Annotated in this window: 19 protein-coding genes; 1 reads left to right on the top strand and 18 read right to left on the bottom strand. The window is 58.6% G+C overall.

Annotated elements, in window-relative coordinates; translation table 11 throughout:
• Positions 1–110 precede the first annotated feature (110 nt).
• The 10 genes from lpxC to ftsW all read right to left on the bottom strand — a co-directional run bounded on the left by lpxC (position 111) and on the right by ftsW (position 11032).
• Positions 111–1028 (bottom strand): UDP-3-O-acyl-N-acetylglucosamine deacetylase, encoded by a 918-nt coding sequence (lpxC, locus tag QWY83_RS04180; RefSeq protein WP_249946456.1) that lies wholly within the window; start codon positions 1026–1028, stop codon positions 111–113.
• A gap of 167 nt (positions 1029–1195) precedes the next feature.
• Positions 1196–2749, bottom strand: a complete 1554-nt coding sequence (gene ftsZ / locus QWY83_RS04175) for a cell division protein FtsZ (RefSeq protein ID WP_105235451.1) — start codon at positions 2747–2749, stop codon at positions 1196–1198.
• Between the two features lie 179 nt (positions 2750–2928).
• On the bottom strand, positions 2929–4263 hold the full coding sequence (gene ftsA, locus QWY83_RS04170; RefSeq protein WP_105235452.1) for a cell division protein FtsA: 1335 nt from the start codon (positions 4261–4263) through the stop codon (positions 2929–2931).
• Positions 4263–5156, bottom strand: a complete 894-nt coding sequence (locus QWY83_RS04165; RefSeq protein WP_249946457.1) for a cell division protein FtsQ/DivIB — start codon at positions 5154–5156, stop codon at positions 4263–4265. The genes ftsA and QWY83_RS04165 overlap by 1 nt, the downstream gene beginning before the upstream one ends.
• Complete coding sequence (locus tag QWY83_RS04160) at positions 5144–6058, bottom strand: D-alanine--D-alanine ligase (protein WP_211096446.1); 915 nt, start codon at positions 6056–6058, stop codon at positions 5144–5146. Before QWY83_RS04160 ends, QWY83_RS04165 begins: the two co-directional genes overlap by 13 nt.
• Before the next feature lie 84 nt (positions 6059–6142).
• The gene (murB, locus tag QWY83_RS04155; RefSeq protein WP_249946458.1) at positions 6143–7087 is read right to left on the bottom strand and encodes a UDP-N-acetylmuramate dehydrogenase; all 945 of its coding nucleotides are present in this window, start codon (positions 7085–7087) and stop codon (positions 6143–6145) included.
• A 9-nt stretch (positions 7088–7096) separates the two neighbouring features.
• Positions 7097–7363, bottom strand: coding sequence for a DUF2484 family protein (locus QWY83_RS04150; protein ID WP_249946459.1), 267 nt, complete (start codon positions 7361–7363; stop codon positions 7097–7099).
• Positions 7360–8760, bottom strand: coding sequence for a UDP-N-acetylmuramate--L-alanine ligase (gene murC / locus QWY83_RS04145; protein WP_105235456.1), 1401 nt, complete (start codon positions 8758–8760; stop codon positions 7360–7362). Before murC ends, QWY83_RS04150 begins: the two co-directional genes overlap by 4 nt.
• Before the next feature lie 17 nt (positions 8761–8777).
• Entirely contained in the window at positions 8778–9866 is a 1089-nt protein-coding gene (locus tag QWY83_RS04140; protein ID WP_249946460.1) for a UDP-N-acetylglucosamine--N-acetylmuramyl-(pentapeptide) pyrophosphoryl-undecaprenol N-acetylglucosamine transferase, read from the bottom strand.
• Entirely contained in the window at positions 9866–11032 is a 1167-nt protein-coding gene (gene ftsW, locus QWY83_RS04135) for a putative lipid II flippase FtsW (protein ID WP_249946461.1), read from the bottom strand. Before ftsW ends, QWY83_RS04140 begins: the two co-directional genes overlap by 1 nt.
• Before the next feature lie 155 nt (positions 11033–11187).
• Between ftsW and QWY83_RS04130 the strand changes: the two genes are divergently transcribed.
• Positions 11188–12369: a BaiN/RdsA family NAD(P)/FAD-dependent oxidoreductase gene (locus QWY83_RS04130; RefSeq protein ID WP_249946462.1), complete on the top strand. Its 1182-nt coding sequence runs from the start codon at positions 11188–11190 to the stop codon at positions 12367–12369.
• Between the two features lie 69 nt (positions 12370–12438).
• Here QWY83_RS04130 and murD read toward each other — a convergent pair whose 3' ends face one another.
• Genes murD through QWY83_RS04090 form a run of 8 tightly spaced genes read right to left on the bottom strand, consistent with a single transcriptional unit; the run spans position 12439 to position 21522 of the window.
• Entirely contained in the window at positions 12439–13839 is a 1401-nt protein-coding gene (gene murD / locus QWY83_RS04125; protein WP_249946463.1) for a UDP-N-acetylmuramoyl-L-alanine--D-glutamate ligase, read from the bottom strand.
• 24 nt (positions 13840–13863) lie between these two features.
• Positions 13864–14946, bottom strand: a complete 1083-nt coding sequence (gene mraY / locus QWY83_RS04120; RefSeq protein ID WP_105235461.1) for a phospho-N-acetylmuramoyl-pentapeptide-transferase — start codon at positions 14944–14946, stop codon at positions 13864–13866.
• Between the two features lie 5 nt (positions 14947–14951).
• The gene (locus QWY83_RS04115; RefSeq protein WP_249946464.1) at positions 14952–16400 is read right to left on the bottom strand and encodes a UDP-N-acetylmuramoyl-tripeptide--D-alanyl-D-alanine ligase; all 1449 of its coding nucleotides are present in this window, start codon (positions 16398–16400) and stop codon (positions 14952–14954) included.
• Positions 16400–17905 carry a UDP-N-acetylmuramoyl-L-alanyl-D-glutamate--2,6-diaminopimelate ligase gene (locus QWY83_RS04110; RefSeq protein WP_249946465.1) on the bottom strand — a complete coding sequence of 502 codons (1506 nt, stop codon included), beginning with the start codon at positions 17903–17905 and terminating at the stop codon, positions 16400–16402. The genes QWY83_RS04115 and QWY83_RS04110 overlap by 1 nt, the downstream gene beginning before the upstream one ends.
• Positions 17906–17919: 14 nt before the next feature.
• A complete protein-coding gene (locus QWY83_RS04105) occupies positions 17920–19701 on the bottom strand; it encodes a peptidoglycan D,D-transpeptidase FtsI family protein (RefSeq protein ID WP_249946466.1) in 1782 nt (593 codons plus the stop codon).
• The gene (gene ftsL, locus QWY83_RS04100; RefSeq protein WP_249946467.1) at positions 19698–20054 is read right to left on the bottom strand and encodes a cell division protein FtsL; all 357 of its coding nucleotides are present in this window, start codon (positions 20052–20054) and stop codon (positions 19698–19700) included. Before ftsL ends, QWY83_RS04105 begins: the two co-directional genes overlap by 4 nt.
• Positions 20054–21022 (bottom strand): 16S rRNA (cytosine(1402)-N(4))-methyltransferase RsmH, encoded by a 969-nt coding sequence (gene rsmH, locus QWY83_RS04095; RefSeq protein WP_249946468.1) that lies wholly within the window; start codon positions 21020–21022, stop codon positions 20054–20056. Before rsmH ends, ftsL begins: the two co-directional genes overlap by 1 nt.
• Positions 21022–21522, bottom strand: coding sequence for a division/cell wall cluster transcriptional repressor MraZ (locus QWY83_RS04090; protein ID WP_249946469.1), 501 nt, complete (start codon positions 21520–21522; stop codon positions 21022–21024). Before QWY83_RS04090 ends, rsmH begins: the two co-directional genes overlap by 1 nt.
• Positions 21523–21622: the final 100 nt, after the last annotated feature.

The following is a 21622-nucleotide window of genomic DNA, read 5'->3' as shown; positions in this document are numbered from 1 at the left end:
TTTTCATTGCTCGATCAGTCGATCGACGGGCTGCGTCGATCGTGTTTCGTCTTGGTCTAGCATAGAAAAATGCAGGGCAAAATGCCTTTTGCCACTTGTCGCAGTCTCACTCAGGCGACCCGGCTCAGATCAGCGATATTTACACCCACACCTGGCAGACGAGCGGCGATAGAGGCATCGCAGGTGACCCAGCGCCAAGCATCGGGACGTTCAAACATTGCACGCAACAGTTTGTTGGTCAGGGCGTGGCCCGCACGGTGGCCCGAATACCGACCAAGGATCGGTGCACCTGCCGTATACAAATCACCCAACGCATCCAGCATCTTGTGACGCACAGCTTCGTCTTTGTGACGCAGACCACCAGGGCTAAGGATATCGTTTCCTTCAACCACTACAGCGTTTTCCAGCGTGCCACCCAGCGCAAGACCTGCCGCGTGCATCGCATCGACGTCACGCATACGGCAGAAGGTGCGGCTGTCGCACAACTCACGCACAAAGGCACCATTGGCCATGTTCAGCGTCTTTTGCTGTTGGCCAATTGCCGCATCGGGGAATTCAATTTCGAAATCCATCTGGAGCGATGTCGCAGGCGACAGACGCGCAATCGCGTCGCCGTTTTGCACTTCGATCATGTCCAGAACTTCAATAGCGCGGAGCGGAGCACCCAAACGGTGCAGGCCAGCCGTCACAATCGCACGCACAAACTGTGCCGCGCTCCCGTCGAGGATCGGAACCTCGGGACCGTCGATTTCACACAGAACGTTGTGAACGCCCGTGCCCGACAGGGCCGCCATAAGATGTTCGATGGTCGAAACGCTGGTGCCTGCGTCATTGGTCAGACGGGTGTTCAGCGGCTCTTGGATCACGTGATCCCAAAGGGCGGGCATGTCACGATCAGACGCGAGGTCCACACGGCGAAACACGATACCATGGCCCGCAGGAGCAGGACGCAAGACAAGCCGTGCTGGTTTGCCCGAATGCAATCCAACGCCATCAAATGTCAGGTCAATGTTCAGTGTGGTCTGCACGTAAATGCGCCTTTTTGTTACTGACACTCATTTAAGACGGGTACCGAGAACCCTCAACTCACTCTTTGCAACGGACTGAAACATATGAAACAGTTTTGTTAAACCATTGTTAAACAAGCAAAAAGGCCGCCCAATCGACGGCCTTTTCACTGAATTATGTCAGTTTGTTAGTTCGCTTGACGGCGCAGGAACGCAGGAATCTCGATCCGTTCTTGCTCTGGATCGGCTGCTTTCGCCTCTTCGCGGACCGCGTGCACCTGCGGCTGAGCGCGGGACGGAGCGGGCTGTGCAGGCTCTGCGTCCGAGTGGCCGGTCATGCGGTTGATCAGGTTGTTGATCCCGAACCCACGACGCGGAGCCTCTGCTTCGGCAGCAGGTGCCGGAGCGGCAGGCGCTGCAGGGGCGGAAGGCTTACGAACGGCTGCTTCGAGACGTGCAAGTGCCTCTGGCGACGGTGTGCCCGGCGCAGGTGCGCGCGGCGCAACGAATGCCTCAGCCGGAGCGAACTGGGTTTCCGGACGCGGCTGGTAAGCCGGCGGCGGAAGGTCGTCTTCGACTTGCGGTTCAAAACCGTCGAAACCGTCGTCTTGTGCGGTATCTGCTTCGAACGCATCGTCAAACAGAGTGCGGTCGTCAGCAGCGGTCTCTGCAACAGGTGCAGGAGCTGGTTCAGCCGCAGGCATTTCAGCCGATACGGTCTGGGTCAGCGGAGCCGACATGCTGCGGCGCGGAAGCGGTGCTTCAACTTGGCCGACCGATGCGTCGATGCCTGTCGCAACCACGGACACGCGCATTGCGCCGTCCATGTTCGGGTCGAGGGTCGAACCGACGATGATGTTTGCGTCGGGATCGACTTTCTCGCGGATTTTGTTCGCAGCTTCGTCGAGTTCGAAGAGGGTCAGGTCGTAGCCACCAGTGATGTTGATCAGAACACCACGTGCGCCTTCGAGGCTGATTTCGTCGAGAAGCGGGTTCGCAATCGCCTGCTCTGCCGCATCGATGGCGCGGTTTTCGCCAGTTGCTTCACCAGTGCCCATCATCGCTTTGCCCATTTCGTCCATCACAGAACGAACGTCAGCAAAGTCGAGGTTGATCAGGCCCGGACGAACCATCAGGTCGGTCACGCCTTTAACGCCCTGATACAGCACGTCGTCAGCCATTGCGAAGGCTTCGGTAAAGGTGGTTTTTTCGGTCGCCAGACGGAACAGGTTCTGGTTCGGAATGATGATCAGCGTATCAACAACCTTCTGCAGAGCTTCGACGCCCGCTTCCGCTTGTTTCATGCGCTTGCCGCCTTCGAACTGGAACGGCTTGGTCACAACGCCAACGGTCAGAACGCCCAGCTCGCGAGCTGCCTGCGCGATGATCGGTGCCGCGCCCGTGCCCGTTCCACCGCCCATACCAGCGGTGATAAAGCACATGTGCGCGCCAGCCAGATGGTCAACGATCTGCTCGATGCTTTCTTCAGCCGCAGCAGAGCCAACCGACGGACGAGCGCCAGCGCCCAGACCTTCGGTGACTTTCAGACCCATCTGGATCTTCGACGCCGATTTCGACTGTTGCAGAGCTTGCGCGTCGGTGTTCGCAACAACGAACTCCACACCCTCAAGTTCTTTTTCGATCATATTATTGACCGCATTGCCGCCTGCACCGCCAACGCCAAATACGGTAATCCGGGGCTTGAGCTCTTCTTGCCCGGGCATGGAAAGGTTCAATGCCATACTCTGTCCGCCTGTATGTTTTGGGGCCCGTCCCAAACCGGGCACTCTTCAACTGATTAATCCACAGTCTAGCGTGTCAGAATCGCAACGTCACGGGAAAAACGCAGAAAACCCGCAAAATATTGCGGGTTTAGTGGGCAAAATCGCTTGATTTGGATGAATCGGCGAAATCTTGCGTATTACCAGTTGTCCTTGAACCATTTCACCGCGCGTTTGAGCGAACGAGACGGGTAGCTCTCGGTCGGAACCTCGAAATCCCACCATTCATCTTGCGGGTGAGCCGCGAACAACGTCAGGCCAACTGCCGCCGCAAATGCTGGGCCTGTTGCGGCCTGCGGAAGCCCCTGAACACGGAGCGGACGACCAAGGCGCACTTGTTGACCGAGGATACGGCTGGCCAGCCCGTCCAGACCTGGAATTTGGCTCGCGCCACCTGTCAGGACGATCTGCTGGCTCGGCAGATATTCGAACCCAGCCGCATCAAGGCGCGCACGGGCTTCTTCGAGGATTTCCTCAACACGCGGGCGCATGATGCCGATCAACTCAGCGCGGCTAACGGTGCGACGATCACGCTCCCAATCGCCAGTATCGCCACCGATTTCGATCTGCTCGCGGTCGTCCATGCCTGTGGCCACAACGCCGCCATAGAACGTCTTAATCCGTTCAGCGATCGCGTGAGGAACCTGCAGGCCCATAGAGATATCTTGGGTCACGTGATCCCCGCCCATGCGGACGCTGTCAGCATAGATCATGTGTTTCTTCATAAAGATCGACACGCCCGTCGATCCGCCGCCCATATCAATACAGGCGGCACCGAGTTCTTGTTCGTCCTCAACCAGCGACGAAATCCCCGACACATAGGCCGACGACGCAATACCAGCGAGTTCGAGGTCACAGCGGCGGATGCACTGGAACAGGTTCTGCATCGCTGCGGCATCGACCGACAGCAGGTGCATATCGGTGGACAGCACGTTACCCGCATGACCACGCGGATCGGACATGCCAGTGCGGTGATCGAGGTTAAAGTTGATCGGCTGCGCGTGAAGCACCTCGCGCCCTTCGCCCAGATCAGGCATATCGCAGGCCGCCAGGACGCGACCGATATCTTCGCCCGAAACGACCTCGCCGTTCACATTCACGTCGCCCGCAAGGCCATAGGACCGTGGACGCGCACCCGACAGACAAGCGATCACGTGGTCCACACGGACGCCAGCCATCTTTTGCGCGGCCTGAACAGCCGTGCGAATGGCGCGTTCGGTTTCCTGCATCGCGTCCACTTCACCAAAGCGAACGCCGCGCGAACGGGTGGTCGCGGCGCCGATCACTCGGAACGACGACTGACCAGCGAGAGAACCCACACCGTCTTCACCACGGCTACGTTCTGGACCATCGAACCGCAGAACGAGACACGCCACCTTGGAGGTGCCGACGTCAAGAATAGCGATCAATCCCCGTTGGAGAGCGGCCTTACGCATGTTGCGCATTGCACGTTGGGTTTCATAAAGCTGCTTCATTAGTTACCGGCCCCTGATACGTCTGCATTTATTCGGCGCATTTCAGCAGCGCCGCTTTCTCCCAACCGCAAGGTCGGTCGGTCTTTGTTCCGCATGTCGACAACAGCGACATCGCGTTCGAGTAGATCTTGGGTTTGGCTCATCACAACGACCCGCTCAAAGGATGTCACGGCATCAGTTTCGGGCAGCAAAATGCGCTGATCCCGATCCAAAACCACATCCCAGCGGCGTTCGCCCATCCGCACCAAACCACGCACCCGCGGGGCCACAGGGCCAGCGGCTGCAAATATCGACATCGCCTCGGTCAGGGCATCTTTTGCCCCATCGCCAGCGATCAACGGCAACTCAGCGCGATCCCCACGCGATTGCACATCAGCAATCACGCGCCCGCTCGCGTCCACGAGGTGCAGCGCCTCACCCTGACGCCAAATGGCTACAGGCACACGCGGCGTGACGAGCACTTGAAGAATTCCGCCTGGTTTGATCCGCAGGGTCGCGCGTTCTACTACAGCGACCTCTTCAACGCGACGACGCCCCTCTTCGAGGTCGAGGTCAAACGAGGACACAGGGAAATTGTAGTTCAGCACGCTGCGGATCGCAGTCGCAGTCTCGGTGTCCACGCCATCAACCGCCATGGCCGAGAGCATGAACTCGGGCCGCTGCTGAAAACTGCGCACCATGTCGTTGTAACCGTCCGAGATCGCCTGACGACGATCCCCGTCCATCACGTAAATCCCGACCAGAGCTGAAACCATCAGCACAGGCAGGCCCGTGCGGATCAGACGCCGATAGATCGGCGTCAGCATCCAACGTTCATAGCGATACTGCCACTTGGACGGTGACGGATCGTGGCGCATGCCGTGGGGTTCGCGTTGGCCGATTAGCGGTCGCATGTTGCGTCCTCCACCAGCCATTTGCAGAGCGACGGGAAATCAACGCCAGCATGCGCAGCCTGTTCAGGCGCAAGCGACGTAGGCGTCATCCCCGGTTGGGTATTCGTCTCAAGAAGGATCAGACCGTCCAGACCACGTGCCTCATCCCAACGGAAATCCGTGCGCGACAACCCACGACAGCCAAGCGCCTGATGCGCCCGAACAGCGTAATCGAGGCAGGCCTCGTAAATCTCTGCAGGGATATCGGCGGGGATCACATGGCGCGATCCGCCCGTCGTATATTTCGCGGTGTAATCATACCAGCCGTCAGTAATAATGTCGGTCACGCCGAGCGCCCGATCCCCCATCACTGCCGTTGTCAATTCACGACCGGGAACAAAGGCTTCGACCATCAGAACGTCAGGCATATCGTCGGACAGGTCAGGCGGCGTGTTCGCACCCTCTTGGACGATATAAACCCCGACAGAGGAGCCTTCGTTATAGGGTTTCACGACATAAGGCGCAGGCATCACATGGCGCGACGCCACCTCAGCCTTGGTCGCGAGGATACTTTCCACAACAGGCAAACCAGCCGCACGATAAGCCGCCTTGGTCTTCTCTTTGTCCATCGCGAGGGCCGACGCCAACACGCCAGAATGGGTGTAAGGGATACGCAGCCATTCGAGCAGACCTTGGACGCAACCGTCCTCGCCCCAACGGCCATGCAGAGCATTGAACACAACATCAGGACGTTCCGCATCAAGGCGTGCCGCCAAATCGGCGCCCGCATCAATCGCGATTGTCTGGAACCCAGCAGCCTGTAGCGCGGCGACACACTCCTTGCCGGACGAGAGGGACACCTCACGTTCCGCCGACGGTCCACCCATCAACACAGCCACTTTTGGGTTTGTCCTGCCCGACATTCCCTCTGCCTCACCTGCGTGTCTTTGCGACACGTCTGTTTTCAAAATGTCCGCCCCGTTTTCGGGTGTCGAACTGCCTGTAATTTAGTCTTGGAAATCAGAGGCCGGCTCTCCGACCCTCATGATTTCCCATTCTAGCGTTATTCCACTGGAATCGTAAACCTTTTTCCGCACGTCCTCGCCCAATCCTTCGAGATCGGCAGCCGTCGCCCCGCCCGCGTTGGTCAAGAAATTGGAATGTTTGACGTTCATGATCGCGCCACCACGGGTCGCACCACGCATTCCCGCGTCGTCAATCACCTTCCACGCCTTCAGATCGTGGCTGTCATCCGCCTGCCCTGTTGAAGAATAACCGACAGGATTTCGAAAGGTCGACCCAGCGGTTCTGTCCTTTGTGGGTTGGGTTTCGTCGCGTTTTTGCAGCTGCGCGTCCATCTTTGCGGCCAGCGCATCTGGATCACCCGCAACGCCGTCAAACACCGCACCAACGATCACCGCACCCTCGGCCAGATCGGACTGACGGTAGCGCAGGTTCAGCGCCTCAGCAGGGAGCGTTTCGCGACGACCGTTCCGATGGATCACGTCCACGCTGCGCAAATAATCGCTCACGTACTCGCCGTAACAGCCCGCATTCATCCGAACAGCGCCACCGATGGACCCCGGAATGGTGCGCAAGAAGGTCAGGTTAACCCCGTTTTCCGCCGCCCGACGCGCCACATGCGCATCAAGAGCCGCGGCACCCGCGCGGACCTCTGTCCCGTCAACCTCAATCCCGTTGAATCCACGACCCAAACGGATCACAACGCCCCGAATACCGCCGTCGCGCACGATCAGGTTCGATCCGACACCCATCGCAAAGACAGGCACCACTGGGTCAAGAGCCGCTAAAAACTCGGCCAGATCATCAGCATCGGCAGGCTGGAACAACACATCCGCGGGACCGCCCACGCGCATCCACGTCAGCTCTGCCAACGAACGGTTTTCGGTCAATGTGCCGCGCACAGGGGGGAGATCAAAATCAAGCGTCATACGCGCGGTTTACCTATTCAACACACGACTGCCAAGCCGCAGGACCCAGCGCCAAGCATAATACAATGGCCAACGCAGCACCGATCCAGAGGCCGCCAGCGCGACCAAACCAATCAGCACCCCGTTTTCGAAAAAGACCCAAACCAAAATGGGGGCACCAGTCGCGATCAGGAAATAGGCCCGCGACCAGTGGTTATCTTTGCTCGGCAAAAGCGCCGCGAGATTGGCCGCAAATAGCCAAACGCAAATCGCTATGACCGACGCGCTGAGCGTCACGCCTTCATCCGCTCGGGCAGGTTATTCGCCCAAGTGCTGATCGTCCCTGCCCCGAGGCAGACAACCATATCACCGGGACGCGCCTGTTCGCGAACCAGACGCTCCAGATCTTCTTCAGAGATCAGGGCGCGCGCGTGACGGTGACCGTGGCGGATCAAACCAGCGACGAGGTCATCACGACTCGCGCCTTCAATCGGTTGCTCGCCCGCCGCATAAACCTCAGCGATGGCGACGACATCGGCCTCGTTAAAGCAGGAACAGAAATCTTCGAACAGCGAGGACAAGCGGCTGTAACGGTGTGGCTGGTGCACGGCAATCACGCGGCCATCACAAGCCTGACGCGCGGCCTTGAGCACGGCGGCGATTTCGACGGGGTGGTGACCGTAGTCGTCAATGATGGTCACGCCACCGAGGACTTCACCCACCTTGGTAAAGCGACGATTTACGCCGCCAAACTTGGCCAGTGCCTCGCGGATTTCGTCCTTTTTCATGCCGAGGTGACGTGCAACCGCGACCGCAGACAGCGCGTTCGATACGTTGTGATCCCCCGGCATCGGCAAGGTGCAACCTTCGATGACGTCGTCCTCGACCTGAAGCGCCACGTCAAAATGCGCGACACCCGCTTTGTAATGCAGGTTGATCGCACGGACATCGGCCTGCGTGTTGAACCCATAGGTGATCACGCGGCGGTCAGTGATTTTACCGACGAGCGACTGAACCTCGGGGTGATCGGTGCAGCACACAGCCACGCCATAAAACGGGATGTTCGAGACGAAATCGTAAAACCCTTTGCGCAGGTTTTCGATGCTACCCCAGTGCTCCATATGCTCTGGGTCGATGTTGGTCACAATCGCGATGGTCGCAGGCAGGCGGTTAAAGGTGCCGTCAGATTCATCCGCCTCGACCACCATCCATTCGCCTTCGCCCACACGAGCGTTCGACCCGTATGCGTGAATGATCCCGCCATTCACGACAGTCGGGTCAAAGTTACCGTGATCCAACAGCGCAGACACCATCGTGGTGGTCGTCGTTTTTCCGTGCGTACCCGCAACAGCGACGTTCGATTTCAGACGCATCAACTCTGCCAGCATCTCCGCGCGGCGCACAATCGGCAGGCCACGACGGCGGGCTTCGTCCAATTCAGGGTTACCCGGTTTGATCGCCGAGGAGATCACAACGACCTGCGCGTCTTTGAGGTTTTCGGCGGCCTGACCTTCGAAAATGGTCGCGCCCATGCCTGCCAAACGATCTGTGATCTTTGACGTTTTTGCGTCCGACCCCTGCACCGTGTAGCCAAAGTTCACCAAAACTTCGGCGATGCCAGACATACCGATGCCGCCAATCCCGACAAAATGGATGGCACCGACATCAATGGGCAGTTTGGTTGCAGAGTTCATATCGTTCGTCTTTCTTATTATTTAACCGCCAGTTCTTCGACCAGCGTCACCAAGCGCTCTGTCGCATCCGGCAAGCCGCATGACAAGGCCGCCGCCGCCATTTGCGCGGCACCTTGCGCATTCGACAGAATGAGTTCGATCTGAGCCGAGAGGCTCTCTTCCGAGACCTGAGATTCAGGCATCAGGATCGCCGCACCAGCATCAGACAGACCCCGTGCGTTTGCTGTCTGGTGATCCGCTGTCGCCGCCGCAAAGGGGATCAGGATCGCAGGGCGTCCGATGACGGAAATATCCGCGACAGAGGACGCACCAGAACGGCTGATAACCAGCTGCGCTTCGGCCATCCGTTCGGGAATATCGGTAAAGAATGGCTGCACGTCGGCCTTGATCCCAGATTGGGCATAGGCTGACTGAACGCGCTCCATATCTTCGGGACGGGCCTGATGGGACACACGTACGAAACGGCGGATGGCATCGGGGAGCGCTGCAATCGCTGCAGGCACCGCATCAGACAGAATGCGAGCGCCCTGACTGCCACCGATCACAAGAATGGACATCGGGTAATCGCCTGGCGCGATGTATCCCGCCCCTGCCCGCGCAAGGACCGCACCGCGCACGGGGTTCCCCGTGTGTTCTCCATCCACCCCTTCGGGCAAAGTGGTCGGCCATGTGCCACACGCGATCTTAGTCACACGTTTTGCAAAGACTGTGTTCACACGCCCCAACACACCGTTTTGTTCGTGGATCATCCGAGGACGGCGCAAGATCATCGCAGCCGCCATCGCAGGGATCGACGGATAGCCGCCAAAGCCAACAACCATCGCAGGTCTATCCCGCAACATACGCAACAGAGCCGACAGAACACCGCCCGCGATTTTGAACGGCACCAGCGCCTTAGCCGCAGCACCGCCACGCGCGAAGGTCGCACTGCCCAGTTCGATCACCTCGACCGCATCAGGGAAACCGCCAGCATAACGCGCACCACGCGCATCGGTCGTCAGTTGAACACGCCAGCCTTTGGCCAGCATCGCTTCGGCGAGGGCTTGGGCTGGGAACATATGCCCCCCAGTCCCCCCCGCAGCGATTACGAGTAAAGGTTTAGCCATTATCGCCCCCGACGGCTAAAGATATCACCAATTTGGCCCTGCGGTCGCGACCGCGTGAAGGCCAAAAGCATCCCCATCACAATGCCCGATGCAATCACCGACGACCCGCCATAGGACACGAACGGAAGCGTCATCCCCTTGGCTGGGAGCAGACGCACCGCAACACCCATGTTGATCATCGCCTGAACCGAGAACATGCAGGCAAGGCCCGTGCCCGCCAAACGAATGAACGGATCACGTTCTTTGGACAGACGGTGCAGCGAACGGATCACCACAGCCGCGTAAAGTGCTACCACCAGCAGAACCAGCACAAGACCGTATTCTTCGGCGGCAACCGCGATGATAAAATCGGTATGCGCGTCAGGCAGGCTCATCTTGACCTGACCTTCGCCGACACCGACGCCGAACAGGCCGCCTTCACGGATCGCGTTGGTCGCGTAACCCAGCTGCGTTCGCGGATCGACCTCGGGGTTCAGGAACCCGTCGATACGACGCGCAAAGTGTTCAGAATTCATATAGGCAAAGGACCCCGCAAGGGTCGTCATCCCAGCCACGCCCACCAGCAACAGCATCGGCGCACCAGCCACGAAATAGATCACGCACCAGCCAAAGAGCACCAACGACGCCTGACCAAAGTCAGGCTGCAGCGCGAGGATCAAAACGATCGCTGCGGTGAGAATAAAGGAATAGAGTTTACCCGGAGGGCCACCGATATCTTGGCTCGCAGACATCAGCCAAGCCGCAACCACAATAAACCCAGGCTTGAGGAACTCGGACGGCTGCACCGACAGGCCACCCAGCGACAACCAGCGTACAGCGCCCTTGCCAAAATCGGTCCCGATAAACGGCAGCGCCAGCACAGCAACGAACGCCGCGATAAAGCCCAAAGTCGCCAGACGGCGCACCACTTTCGGCGTCATCATCGAGGTAACGAACATCACGATCATCGCAAGGCCGCCGAATTGGGCCTGCTTGATCACGTAATAGAACGGCTCTTTATCGTTGCGTTCAGCAAGCGGAGGAGAGGCCGCAAGCCCTAGCAACAGCCCAATGGCAAACAAGGCCAGAACGCAGGACAGCGTCCATTTATCAATCGCACGCCACCACCGTGGGAGGATGGGATCGCCGGTTTGCACCGGAATCGATCCATAGACCATCTCTGTCATGGAACTCTTACCGCTATCTGCCTCTACATCGTCCGTTTGCCGGATCTGACGTTGATACTAATCAGAGCCCTCTAAAAAGGCCAGCAAAATAAGCTGAATCGGCGGATTCCTTCTGACCACTTGCACGATCAGTCAAAAGCCGTCAGGGAAGGCACATGAAGGTTCGTACACTCATCCTTGGCGCCGGTGCTGCCGGCCTGTTCTGCGCTGCCCATGCGGGTCGTGATGTATTGGTTGTCGACCACGCGAAACGTGCGGGCGAAAAGATCCGCATTTCTGGCGGTGGACGCTGCAATTTCACGAATATGGAGGTGTCGGCTAAGAACTTCCTCAGCCAGAACCCCCACTTCAGCAAATCCGCCCTCGCCCGTTACACGCCTTGGGACTTCATCGGGTTGGTCAGCGCCTATGGCATCGGCTGGCATGAAAAGACGCTCGGCCAATTGTTCTGCGATAATTCCGCCAAGGACATCGTGAATATGCTGGTCACTGAGGCAGAAAAGGCGGGCGCGAAACTTTGGCTTGAAACCGAAATCGTCGAGGTGCGCCGCACCGACCGCTTTATCGTATCGCTGCGTCGCCATGGCAAAGACATCACGGTAGAGGCCGACCATCTCGTTGTAGCTACGGGCGGTAAATCGATCCCCAAAATGGGCGCGACGGGCCTCGCTTATCAAATTGCAGAGCAGTTTGGCCTCGCGGTCACAGACACACGCGCTGGCCTCGTGCCCTTTACCTTTTCCGACAGCCGCTTTGCCGAGGTGTCAGGCATCGCCCTCCCCGTTCTGGCCCGCGCCGCCACTGGCCCCGCCTTTGCCGAAGCACTCCTATGCACGCACCGTGGCCTCTCTGGGCCTGCCATGTTGCAAGTCTCAAGCTACTGGACCAGCGGTGAAGCGGTCGACATCGATCTGATCCCCGCGACTGACCTCACCGAAACACTCCGCAAGGCGCGCAGCACCGATCCCCGCAAATCGGTGACAACCATCCTCGCCCGCGTTCTTCCCTCGCGCCTTGTCGATCACCTGACCGCTGAATTCGACCTCTCGGGCAATTGCGCGGAATGGTCGGACGGACGGATTGAAAACCTGCGTCTCGCTCTATCCCATTGGCAAGTCAAACCCACAGGGACCGAAGGCTACCGCACCGCCGAAGTCACCCTTGGCGGCGTCGATACGGACGGCCTATCCTCCACAACGATGGAAGCAAAAACCGTCGACGGCCTCTACTTCATCGGGGAATCTGTGGATGTCACAGGCTGGCTCGGCGGATATAACTTCCAATGGGCGTGGGCCTCCGCCCATGCCGCAGGCACGGCCATCGCAAACCGCGCCTGAACTGCCTTTGTGCCCGAAATATCCCGGGGTGAATTGGCCGTCAGGCCAAGAGGGGCAGCGCCCCTCCCCTTACCCGATGATCGCCCGCACTTGCGCCGCGAAATCACCGCCGCGCTTTTCGAAGTTGTCATATTGATCGAAACTCGCACAGGCAGGCGCTAGCAGGACCGTATCGCCCGCCTCTGCCTCGGCACTTGCACGAGCAACCGCCACTTCCATCGTGGTGCAGACCTCAGCCTCAATCCCACCGAGCTGCATCGCGAATTGCGCCGCTTCACGGCCAATCACATAGGCCTTCACCACGGCACCTAGATGCGGCAACAAACCGTCCAAGCCGCCTTCCTTCTGCAGACCGCCACAAATCCAGCGAATACGCGGAAACGCCTGCAGCGCCTTCGCCGCGCTATCGACGTTCGTGGCCTTGCTGTCATTCACATAGCGCACGCCGTCTTTTTCGCCGATCAACTGGCTGCGGTGCGGCAGACCGGGGTAGGTCTTCATCGCTTCTTCGATCGTTTTCGGGCCGATCCCCAAGGTTCGACAGGCCGCATAGGCGGCACAAGCGTTCTGGTGGTTATGCGCCCCCGGAAGGCCAAGGATACCGCGCATATCAATCGACGCCACCTGACGCCCCTTACGCCATTCGGCGAGGAACCCTTTGCGCGCAAAAACGGTCCAGCCTTCGCCGTCCAATTTCCGAGCCGAGGAAATACGGATCACACGATCATCTGCCTGCCCTTCGGACAGTTGGTTGGCGAGGTAACGCCCCTCAACCTCGTCCACGCCAATTACACAGCGATCAGGACCACCTTCGGCGAACAGGCGGCGCTTGGCCGCGAAATAGCCGCCCAGTCCCGCATGCCGATCTAAATGATCGGGCGACAGGTTGGTGAACACACCCACATCGGGCGTCATCGCACGGGCAAGATCGGTTTGGTAGGATGACAGTTCCAGCACCACGACCTCACCATCGCGGGCAGGATCAATGTCCAAAACGCCACGACCGATGTTACCCGCCAATTGGGTCGGGCGGCCTGCCTCTTTCAGGATGTGGTGGATCAAGGCAGAGGTCGTCGATTTCCCGTTGGACCCAGTGACCGCGATCACCTTGGGCTGTTGGTCGAAGTCGTCCCATGCGTAGGTCGCAAAGGATCGGAAAAAGAGGCCGATGTCATTATCGACTGCTACGCCCGCATCCCAAGCCGCTGCGATCACAGGGTTCGGCGCAGGATAGAGATGCGGAATACCGGGCGACACGACCAGACAAGACACTCCATCAAAGGCCCCCTGCCGCGTCATGTCGCGCAATTCGATCCCTTCGGTTTCTGCCGCATCACGGGCCGCAGGGTTATCATCCCATGCCACCGCACGTGCCCCGCCCGCATTGAGCGCAGCCGCCGTTGCCCGCCCCGACCGACCAAGGCCAAGGACAGCAACGGTCTGATCTTCGAAACCGAGAACAGGGATCATGAGAACCTCAGTATGATATAGGAATTAGCGGACCTTGAGCGTCGCCAGACCGATCATCGCAAGGATGAGCGAGATAATCCAGAAGCGGATCACGATCTGCGGCTCTGACCAGCCCTTCTTTTCGTAGTGGTGGTGGATCGGCGCCATCAGGAACACACGTTTGCCCGTGCGCTTGAAGTACGCGACCTGAATGATGACCGACAGGGTCTCCATCACAAAGAGGCCGCCGACGATCGACAAAACGATCTCGTGCTTTGTCGCAACTGCAATCGCCCCCAAGGCACCACCCAGCGCGAGCGAACCCGTGTCGCCCATAAACACAGCGGCGGGCGGTGCGTTATACCACAGGAACCCAAGACCGCCGCCGATGAGGGCCGCACAGAAAATGGTGATCTCACCTGCTTCGGGGACGTAATGCACCTCAAGGTATTCGGTAAAGTCGACGCGACCGACCGCATAAGCGATGATCCCAAAGGTCGCCGCCGCAATCATCACGGGCATCACAGCCAGACCGTCCAAGCCATCGGTAAAGTTCACAGCGTTCGCAGCACCCACGATGACGAGCATCGCAAAGGGCACAAAGAGGAAGCCCAAATCGACCAGTAGGTTTTTGAAGATCGGGAAGGCCAGTTCGTTGGACAACGCCTCGGGGTGGAAATAGGACGCCCAGAACCCAGCCAGTGCCGCGACGACGAACCCAAGGACAAGACGAACCTTACCCGACACGCCATCGGTGCTTTGCTTGCTGACCTTTGCGTAGTCGTCCGCAAAACCGATCATCGCGTAGGACAGAGTGACAAACAGCACCATCAGCACAAACGGGTTGTCCATCCGCGCCCAGAGGATTGTCGAAAACGCCAAGGCCCCAACGATCAACAGACCGCCCATCGTCGGCGTACCTGCTTTGACAAAGTGGCCCTCAGGTCCGTCAGAACGAATTGGCTGCCCCTTACCTTGCTTGCGACGCAGAACGTTGATCAGCGGTTTCCCGAACATGAAACCAAAGATCAGCGCCGTGAGGAATGCCCCACCCGCGCGGAAAGAGATGTAGCGGAAAAGGTTAAAGAAATCGCCGCCATCAGACAGGTTTGTTAACAAATACAGCATAAAAATCAGGCCTCTTGTTCGGACTTGGCTCTGCGTTGCCCCAATTTACGGAGCGCGTCAACGACTAGGCTGACTTTGCTGCCTTTGGACCCTTTAACCAAAACAACGTCACCGCTGTCTACTAAACGGTTAATATCAGGGATGAGATCTTGGGCGGTTTCTTCCCAGTGGCCGCGTTTCCCTTCGGGGAGCGCTTCCCACATGTGGCGCATACGATTGCCAACGCAGTGGACCACCTGAATGTCAGCAATCGACCGATCATTCACCATGCCAGCGTGCAACGCGATCTCATCGGGACCCAGCTCAAGCATATCGCCAAGGATCGCAACACGGCGACCTTTGGCATAGCGGCCAAAGCCATTGCGGGGCTTACGTGCAGCCAGAACTTCGAGGCTCGCAGAGAGCGATGTGGGGTTCGCGTTGAACGCATCGTCGATCAGATCAAAGTAGTGACCATCGCGGGCGGGATCGGTGACGATCTGTTCTGAGAGGCCGCGCCCAGCAGGCGGCGACCATTGCCCGAGGTCGAGCATCGCCTTTGTCCGATCTGCGCCGAGCGCCTGCACCACAGCCACCACACCCAAGGCGTTCATGGCAAAGTGACGGCCTTCGGTCGCGACCTTGAGCAAGACAGGCGTGCGCCATGCACGGGCCTGCGCCACCGTTGCACCTTCGCAAATCCGAAGGTCGAGCATCCGGTGGTGACATCCTTTGGACTGACCAAAGGTGATGACCTTCGCGCCTTTGGCATGGGCGGCATCGATTAGGATTTGCGAATTCGACAGATCGCCGTTCAGAACAGCGATGCCTTTGGGCTCTAGCCCCTCGCAAATCGCGGCCTTCTCGCGGGCGATCCCGTCGATATTCTCAAACGCCTCAAGGTGCGCTGCTGCCACGGTTGTGATCATGACCACATGTGGACGCGCCATTTTGGCGAGCGGCGCGATTTCACCTGGGTGGTTCATCCCGATTTCGATTACCGCGTATTTCGTGTCCGCAGGCATCCGTGCCAAAGTCAGCGGAACGCCCCAATGGTTGTTGTAAGACGCCTCAGCCGCGTGAGTTTTCCCTTGGGTGCCCAAGACATCGCGCAGCATTTCCTTGGTCGATGTTTTGCCGACCGACCCCGTCACAGCAACAACGCGGGCCTTTGTCCGTGCCCGTGCGGCGCGGCCCAAATCCTCTAACGCGGTCAGAACATCATCGACGATCAGCAGCGGCGCATCTTCTGCGACACCTTCGGGACAGTGCGTGACGAGTGCCGCCCCTGCCCCAGACGCCAGCGCCTGAGCGACAAAATCGTGCCCATCCCGTGCGGCTTTGAGCGCGACAAAGAGGTCGCCCTCTTGCAGGGTTCGGGTATCAATCGACACGCCAGTGACCGACCAGTCACAAGTCGCCGTGCCGCCCGTTGCGGCCACAGCATCACGCGAAGTCCAAAGCGGCGTTGTCATCAGATTTTCCCATCAAGCGCGAGGACCGCTTGGGACGCGACCTCTACATCATCGAAATGCAGCACGTCGGTGCCAACAATTTGGCCCGTCTCATGCCCCTTACCCGCGACAAGCAGAGCATCGCCTGGCTGCAGCATGTCAGCAGCGCGTAAGATCGCTTCGGCACGATCACCGACCTCGTAAACATCTTTGGTCCGAACGCGGTGCGCACCTTCAATCACGGCAGCGCGGATCAAAGCGGGATCCTCGGACCGCGGGTTATCGTCGGTCACAATCACCACATCCGCATTCTCAGCAGCCGCAGCGCCCATCAACGGGCGTTTTGTGGTGTCACGGTCGCCACCTGCCCCAACAATCGCAATAATGCGCCCCATCACATGCGGGCGGATGGCTTGCAGCGCGGTTTCGATAGCATCAGGCGTGTGCGCATAATCCACATAGACCGCCGCGCCGTTGTCGCGTGTGGCGGCCAATTGCATGCGACCCCGCACCGTCGTCAGTTGCGGCAGCGTGTCAAAGACGTCTTGCGGGTCGGCGCCCGCGCCAATCACCAGCCCAGCCGCAAGGAGCACGTTTTCTGCCTGAAATCCGCCGATGAGGTTCAGACGGGTCAGGTGAATTTCACCCTGCCAGTCAAACCGCAAATCCTGCCCCGTCGCATCAAACCGCTGTGACAAGAGCCGCAAACGTGCGAGATCAGAGCGCCCAACGCCAAGCACTTCATGGCCACGTTGTTCGGCAATGCGTAGAACGTCGATCCCTTTGGGATCATCGAGGTTGATCACCGCCGTGCCTTCGGGTGGCAACACACGGTCAAAGAGGCCCATCTTTGCGTCGAAATAAGCCTCAAACGTCTTATGATAGTCGAGGTGATCTTGGGTAAAATTCGTAAACCCAGCCGCCGCCAACATCACGCCATCCAAACGCCGCTGATCGAGCCCGTGCGAAGACGCCTCCATCGCGACATGGGTCACGCCTTCGGTCGCGGCCGAGGCCAAAACCCGCTGCAATGTGATCGGATCGGGTGTCGTGTGGCGAAGAGGATAGGTCCACGCCCCTTCAACACCCGTGGTGCCGAGGTTTACTGCCTCGAAGCCAAGTTCCGTCCAGATCTGACGGCAGAAGGTCGAGACAGAGGTTTTCCCATTGGTCCCCGTCACCGCAACGGCGACCTCTGGCTGCGCACCAAAGTACAGCGCCGCTGTTTGCGCCAAGGTCTGACGTGGGTCTTCGGAAATAATCAAACAGGCGCTGCTATCGGCCAAAACGTCAGCGGCCATTTCAGCCCCTGCACGGTCCGTCAAAATCGCAACCGCACCGTTTTCAAGCGCTGTGCCGATATAGGCCGCGCCATGGACGTTGCTGCCGGGCATTGCACCAAAAAGGGCACCTGGCATGACTTCGCGACTGTCGATGGTGATCGCGTTGACCCGCGCATCGCAGGCCCCCTGTGCCGTCAGTCCTAGGTCTGACAATGTGACCGTCTTTTGCGCAGCGCCTGCCATATGAAATGCCCCTCTTATTCTGAAGCGAGCGATACACCCGTCATGAGGGGAGTTTCAATATTCGGTCGCAACCCAAGCAAGGGTGCAACGCGGCGGATCATCTCTGCCGCGACAGGCACGGCAGTCCAACCCGCTGTGCGGCGCGGCTCTGATCCTGTGGTGTCATTCGGTTCATCCAAAGTCACAACGAGGACGTATTTCGGGTCCGATGCAGGAAAGACCGACGCGAAGGTCGCGATGACTTTATCGTCGTAGTAGCCGCCCGTCGGGCGCACCTTGTCGGCGGTACCTGTTTTACCAGCAACCTCATAGCCTGCGACTTCACCAAAGGACGCGGTGCCGCGGGTCACTACCTGACGCAACATGTCTACCGACTGACGTGCAGTTGTTTCGCTGATCACCCGTTCGCCCACCGTGTTAGAGGCATCATGGATCAACGTTGGCGTCACTAAACGGCCACCATTCGCAAGCGTAGCGTAGGCCGATGCGAGGTGGAGCGGCGATGCCGCCACGCCGTGACCGTAGGAAATGGTCATCGTGTTAATCGGCGTCCAATCGCGGGGATATTGCGGACGGCCTGCGCGGGCCTCGCTCAATTCAACGGGAGATACGTCGAGGATGCCCAAAGACCGCAGGAATTCCTGCTGGCGTTCGCCGCCGATCATTTCCGCGATATGCGCGGTGCCAATGTTCGACGATTTCGCAATCACGTCCGTGACGCTGTTTTCGCGGCCATAGCTGTGGAAGTCGTTGATCGCAAAGCCGCCGATGCGGATCGCAGGTTGGGTTTGGATCATGGTGTCAGGGTTGACCAAGCCAAGCTCTAGCGCCTGTGCAACGGCCAAAATCTTGAACGTAGAGCCCAATTCGTAAACGCCCTGCACCGCGCGGTTAAACAGCGGGCTATCGGACTGGTCGCCTTGGGTCAGAACGGTGGGACGATTGTTCGGGTCAAAGTCAGGCAGCGACGCCATCGAGATAATCTCGCCCGTGTGCACGTCCATCAAAACAGCGGCAGCGCCTTTGGCGTTCATCAGCATCATACCGCCCGCAAGAACGCGTTCGGTCGCGGCCTGAATGGTCAGGTCAATCGACAGCTGGAGCGGAGCACCGCCATTCGCAGGATCACGCAGGTAGTCGTCGAATTGGCGCTCAACCCCTGCAATACCCACGATTTCAGCAGAATCAACACTTTCGCGGCCAAAGTTCGATCCACCAAGGATATGGCTTGCAACTGGACCGTTAGGATAAAGGCGCATTTCGCGCGGCCCGAACAGCAATCCCGGTTCACCGATGTCAAAGACTTCTTGCATCTGTTCAGGGCTGATCTGACGGCGGATCCAGACAAAACTACGGTTGCCTGTGAAATCCTTGAGCAGGCGCTCCTCGTCCAATTCTGGGAAAATCCGCGCCAGTTCAGAGGCAGCCACCTCTGGATCGATCATGTCGCGCGGGTGCGCGTATACTGCGTAAGTGTCAAAGTTGGTCGCCAGAACGCGACCCTCGCGGTCGACGATATCGGACCGCATCGACAGGATCGGATCACCGCTCCGCGATACTTGAGGTTCTTCGGGTAAGGTCGTTGCAATCACACCCATTTTCAGGATGATCGCTGTGAACGCGAAAAAGAAACAACCGCCCAAAATATACAGGCGGCTTTCGGCACGCACACGGTCCGTGTCGCGCATCGCTTCATGACGAATGCGCTTATTCTCGGCCTCAATCGCGTCAGGGTTTTCCCCTGCTTGACGGGCGTTCAGGATACGGGCCAGTGGACGAAGCGGGGTGCGGATCATAGAGTGCCCTCCGCATCACCATCGCTCGACACTTCTACGATCCGGCCCGACACGGGCAACAAAGGCAGCGAGGGATAGATCACCTGATCCACACGACCAAAGCCATCGGGCATCAGCGGCAACAGCCCCAGACGGTCAAAATTCAGATCAACGAGGTCGCGCAGACGGTCAGGACGGTTCAGATAGGCCCACTCTGCCCGCAGCATCCGCAGGCTAGAGTTTGCCGCTGCAATTTCGCGGCTTAACTGACGGACATGTTTGATGGAATCTTGAGTGCGGTAGTTTTCCTGATAGGCCCAAAACGCCAATGCAATGACCCCAAGCGCGGACAAAACATACAACAGGCTACGCATTACCGCTCCCCTTTGCGCATAGGCATACCAAGCGCCTTGCGATCCATGTCTCCCGATGGCGCATCAGTGCGGCGCGCAACACGAAGCTTTGCCGACCGTGACCTCGGGTTTTCCGTCAATTCTTGCTGATCCGGTCCGATGGCCTTTTTCTCGACCATTTCGAACGCGGGCTTATCTTGCGCCAGTTCAGGCGCGTAACGGTTCGCGTTTGCGGTCCTGCCCGACCGCGATTGGAAGAACCGTTTTGTCATCCGATCTTCGACCGAATGGAACGTCACAACAGCCAAGAGACCACCCGGTTTCAATGCCCGTTCGGCAGCCATGAGGCCCTCAGCCAACTGGCCGTATTCATCATTCACCGCAATGCGCAGTGCTTGGAACGTGCGGGTCGCGGGATGGCTCTGCCCCGGTTTGGGTCGCGGCAGGCAGCTTTCCACGATTTTCGCAAGCTGCAGCGTGGTCGTCAGAGGACGCGCCTTAACGATGGCCTTTGCGATGCGACGGCTCGCGCGTTCTTCACCGTAAAGGTAGATGATATCGGCGAGCTCTTCTTCGTCCAGCTCATTGCAAAGGTCCGCTGCAGAGGTGCCCGACTGGCTCATCCGCATGTCGAGTGGGCCTTCTTTCATGAAAGAAAAGCCGCGCTCCGCAAGATCCAACTGCATCGACGACACGCCAAGATCGAGAACAACCCCATCAAGGTTCTGCGCATACTGATCCATATCCGAGAAGGTGCCTTGCACGAATTCAATCCGGTCGCCGAAGTCCCCGATCCATGGCTCTGCCATCTCAAACGCCAGCGGATCCCTGTCCACTCCGATAACCTTATCAGCACCCGCTTCTAGCAGTGCACGGGTATAGCCACCCGCGCCAAAGGTCCCATCAAGCCAGACACCTGAAACAGGCGAGACCGCCCGAATGAGCGGCCTGATGAGAACGGGAATATGCGGGTCGGTCGGAGAGGACATCAGCTGCCCCCCAACAATGACAACGGATCAAAGTCATCGTCCATGCCTTCCAGCCAGTCATCAATGTCTGCATTGACTGTGGACTGGAAGATATCGTTGCTCCACATCTCGAACGTGCCAACGAGACCGCGGAAATAAACGTCCCCCTCTTCGATCGACAGTTTATCGCGGATCGACTTTGGCAGGATCACGCGACCATCTTTATCGACATCGAGCGTGATCGACTGCGTCACATAGAGGTGCGCCAGACGTTTTTGATCAGCAGAGCGTTCGCGCGGCATCGCATAGATATCATCAATGACGCGCTGATATTCATTGATCGTATAGGCTTGCACGCAATTCTTCAGGTGCTGACCGTAGACGATTTTCAAACGGGGGTTACCGCGGGCTTCGGCTTCGGGATCACCAGAGAGCAGGACACGACGAAAATCGGCGGGGATCGACATGCGTCCCTTTTTATCCACCCGCTGGGTGTATTCGCCTTCAAACGCCTGAACCACTTGTGCGGTCCCTCTTACCTGCCCCCGATTTCACCAACCCCGAAAAGGGAACGGCGGATCGAACTGCTGCCACTGTTCGATCCGCCGCCACCGTCCCTTT

This window comes from Marivivens donghaensis (genome assembly GCF_030410045.1).
Classification (GTDB): domain Bacteria; phylum Pseudomonadota; class Alphaproteobacteria; order Rhodobacterales; family Rhodobacteraceae; genus Marivivens; species Marivivens donghaensis.
Note: the sequence above shows the minus strand (reverse complement) of the source record. Positions and strands in the feature narration are given on the sequence as shown.

Excerpts from the sequence above, each read along its gene's own strand:
- ftsA (WP_105235452.1), bottom strand. The coding sequence starts at position 4,263 with ATGAAGCAGCTTTATGAAACCCAACGTGCAATGCGCAACATGCGTAAG.
- QWY83_RS04105 (WP_249946466.1), bottom strand. The coding sequence starts at position 19,701 with ATGATCCGCACCCCGCTTCGTCCACTGGCCCGTATCCTGAACGCCCGT.
- QWY83_RS04130 (WP_249946462.1), top strand. The coding sequence starts at position 11,188 with ATGAAGGTTCGTACACTCATCCTTGGCGCCGGTGCTGCCGGCCTGTTC.
- murD (WP_249946463.1), bottom strand. The coding sequence starts at position 13,839 with ATGATCCCTGTTCTCGGTTTCGAAGATCAGACCGTTGCTGTCCTTGGC.
- ftsL (WP_249946467.1), bottom strand. The coding sequence starts at position 20,054 with ATGCGTAGCCTGTTGTATGTTTTGTCCGCGCTTGGGGTCATTGCATTG.
- QWY83_RS04115 (WP_249946464.1), bottom strand. The coding sequence starts at position 16,400 with ATGACAACGCCGCTTTGGACTTCGCGTGATGCTGTGGCCGCAACGGGC.
- murC (WP_105235456.1), bottom strand. The coding sequence starts at position 8,760 with ATGAACTCTGCAACCAAACTGCCCATTGATGTCGGTGCCATCCATTTT.
- murB (WP_249946458.1), bottom strand. The coding sequence starts at position 7,087 with ATGACGCTTGATTTTGATCTCCCCCCTGTGCGCGGCACATTGACCGAA.
- QWY83_RS04110 (WP_249946465.1), bottom strand. The coding sequence starts at position 17,905 with ATGGCAGGCGCTGCGCAAAAGACGGTCACATTGTCAGACCTAGGACTG.
- QWY83_RS04165 (WP_249946457.1), bottom strand. The coding sequence starts at position 5,156 with ATGCGACCGCTAATCGGCCAACGCGAACCCCACGGCATGCGCCACGAT.
- rsmH (WP_249946468.1), bottom strand. The coding sequence starts at position 21,022 with ATGTCCTCTCCGACCGACCCGCATATTCCCGTTCTCATCAGGCCGCTC.
- ftsZ (WP_105235451.1), bottom strand. The coding sequence starts at position 2,749 with ATGGCATTGAACCTTTCCATGCCCGGGCAAGAAGAGCTCAAGCCCCGG.
- mraY (WP_105235461.1), bottom strand. The coding sequence starts at position 14,946 with ATGCTGTATTTGTTAACAAACCTGTCTGATGGCGGCGATTTCTTTAAC.
- QWY83_RS04140 (WP_249946460.1), bottom strand. The coding sequence starts at position 9,866 with ATGGCTAAACCTTTACTCGTAATCGCTGCGGGGGGGACTGGGGGGCAT.
- ftsW (WP_249946461.1), bottom strand. The coding sequence starts at position 11,032 with ATGACAGAGATGGTCTATGGATCGATTCCGGTGCAAACCGGCGATCCC.
- QWY83_RS04160 (WP_211096446.1), bottom strand. The coding sequence starts at position 6,058 with ATGTCGGGCAGGACAAACCCAAAAGTGGCTGTGTTGATGGGTGGACCG.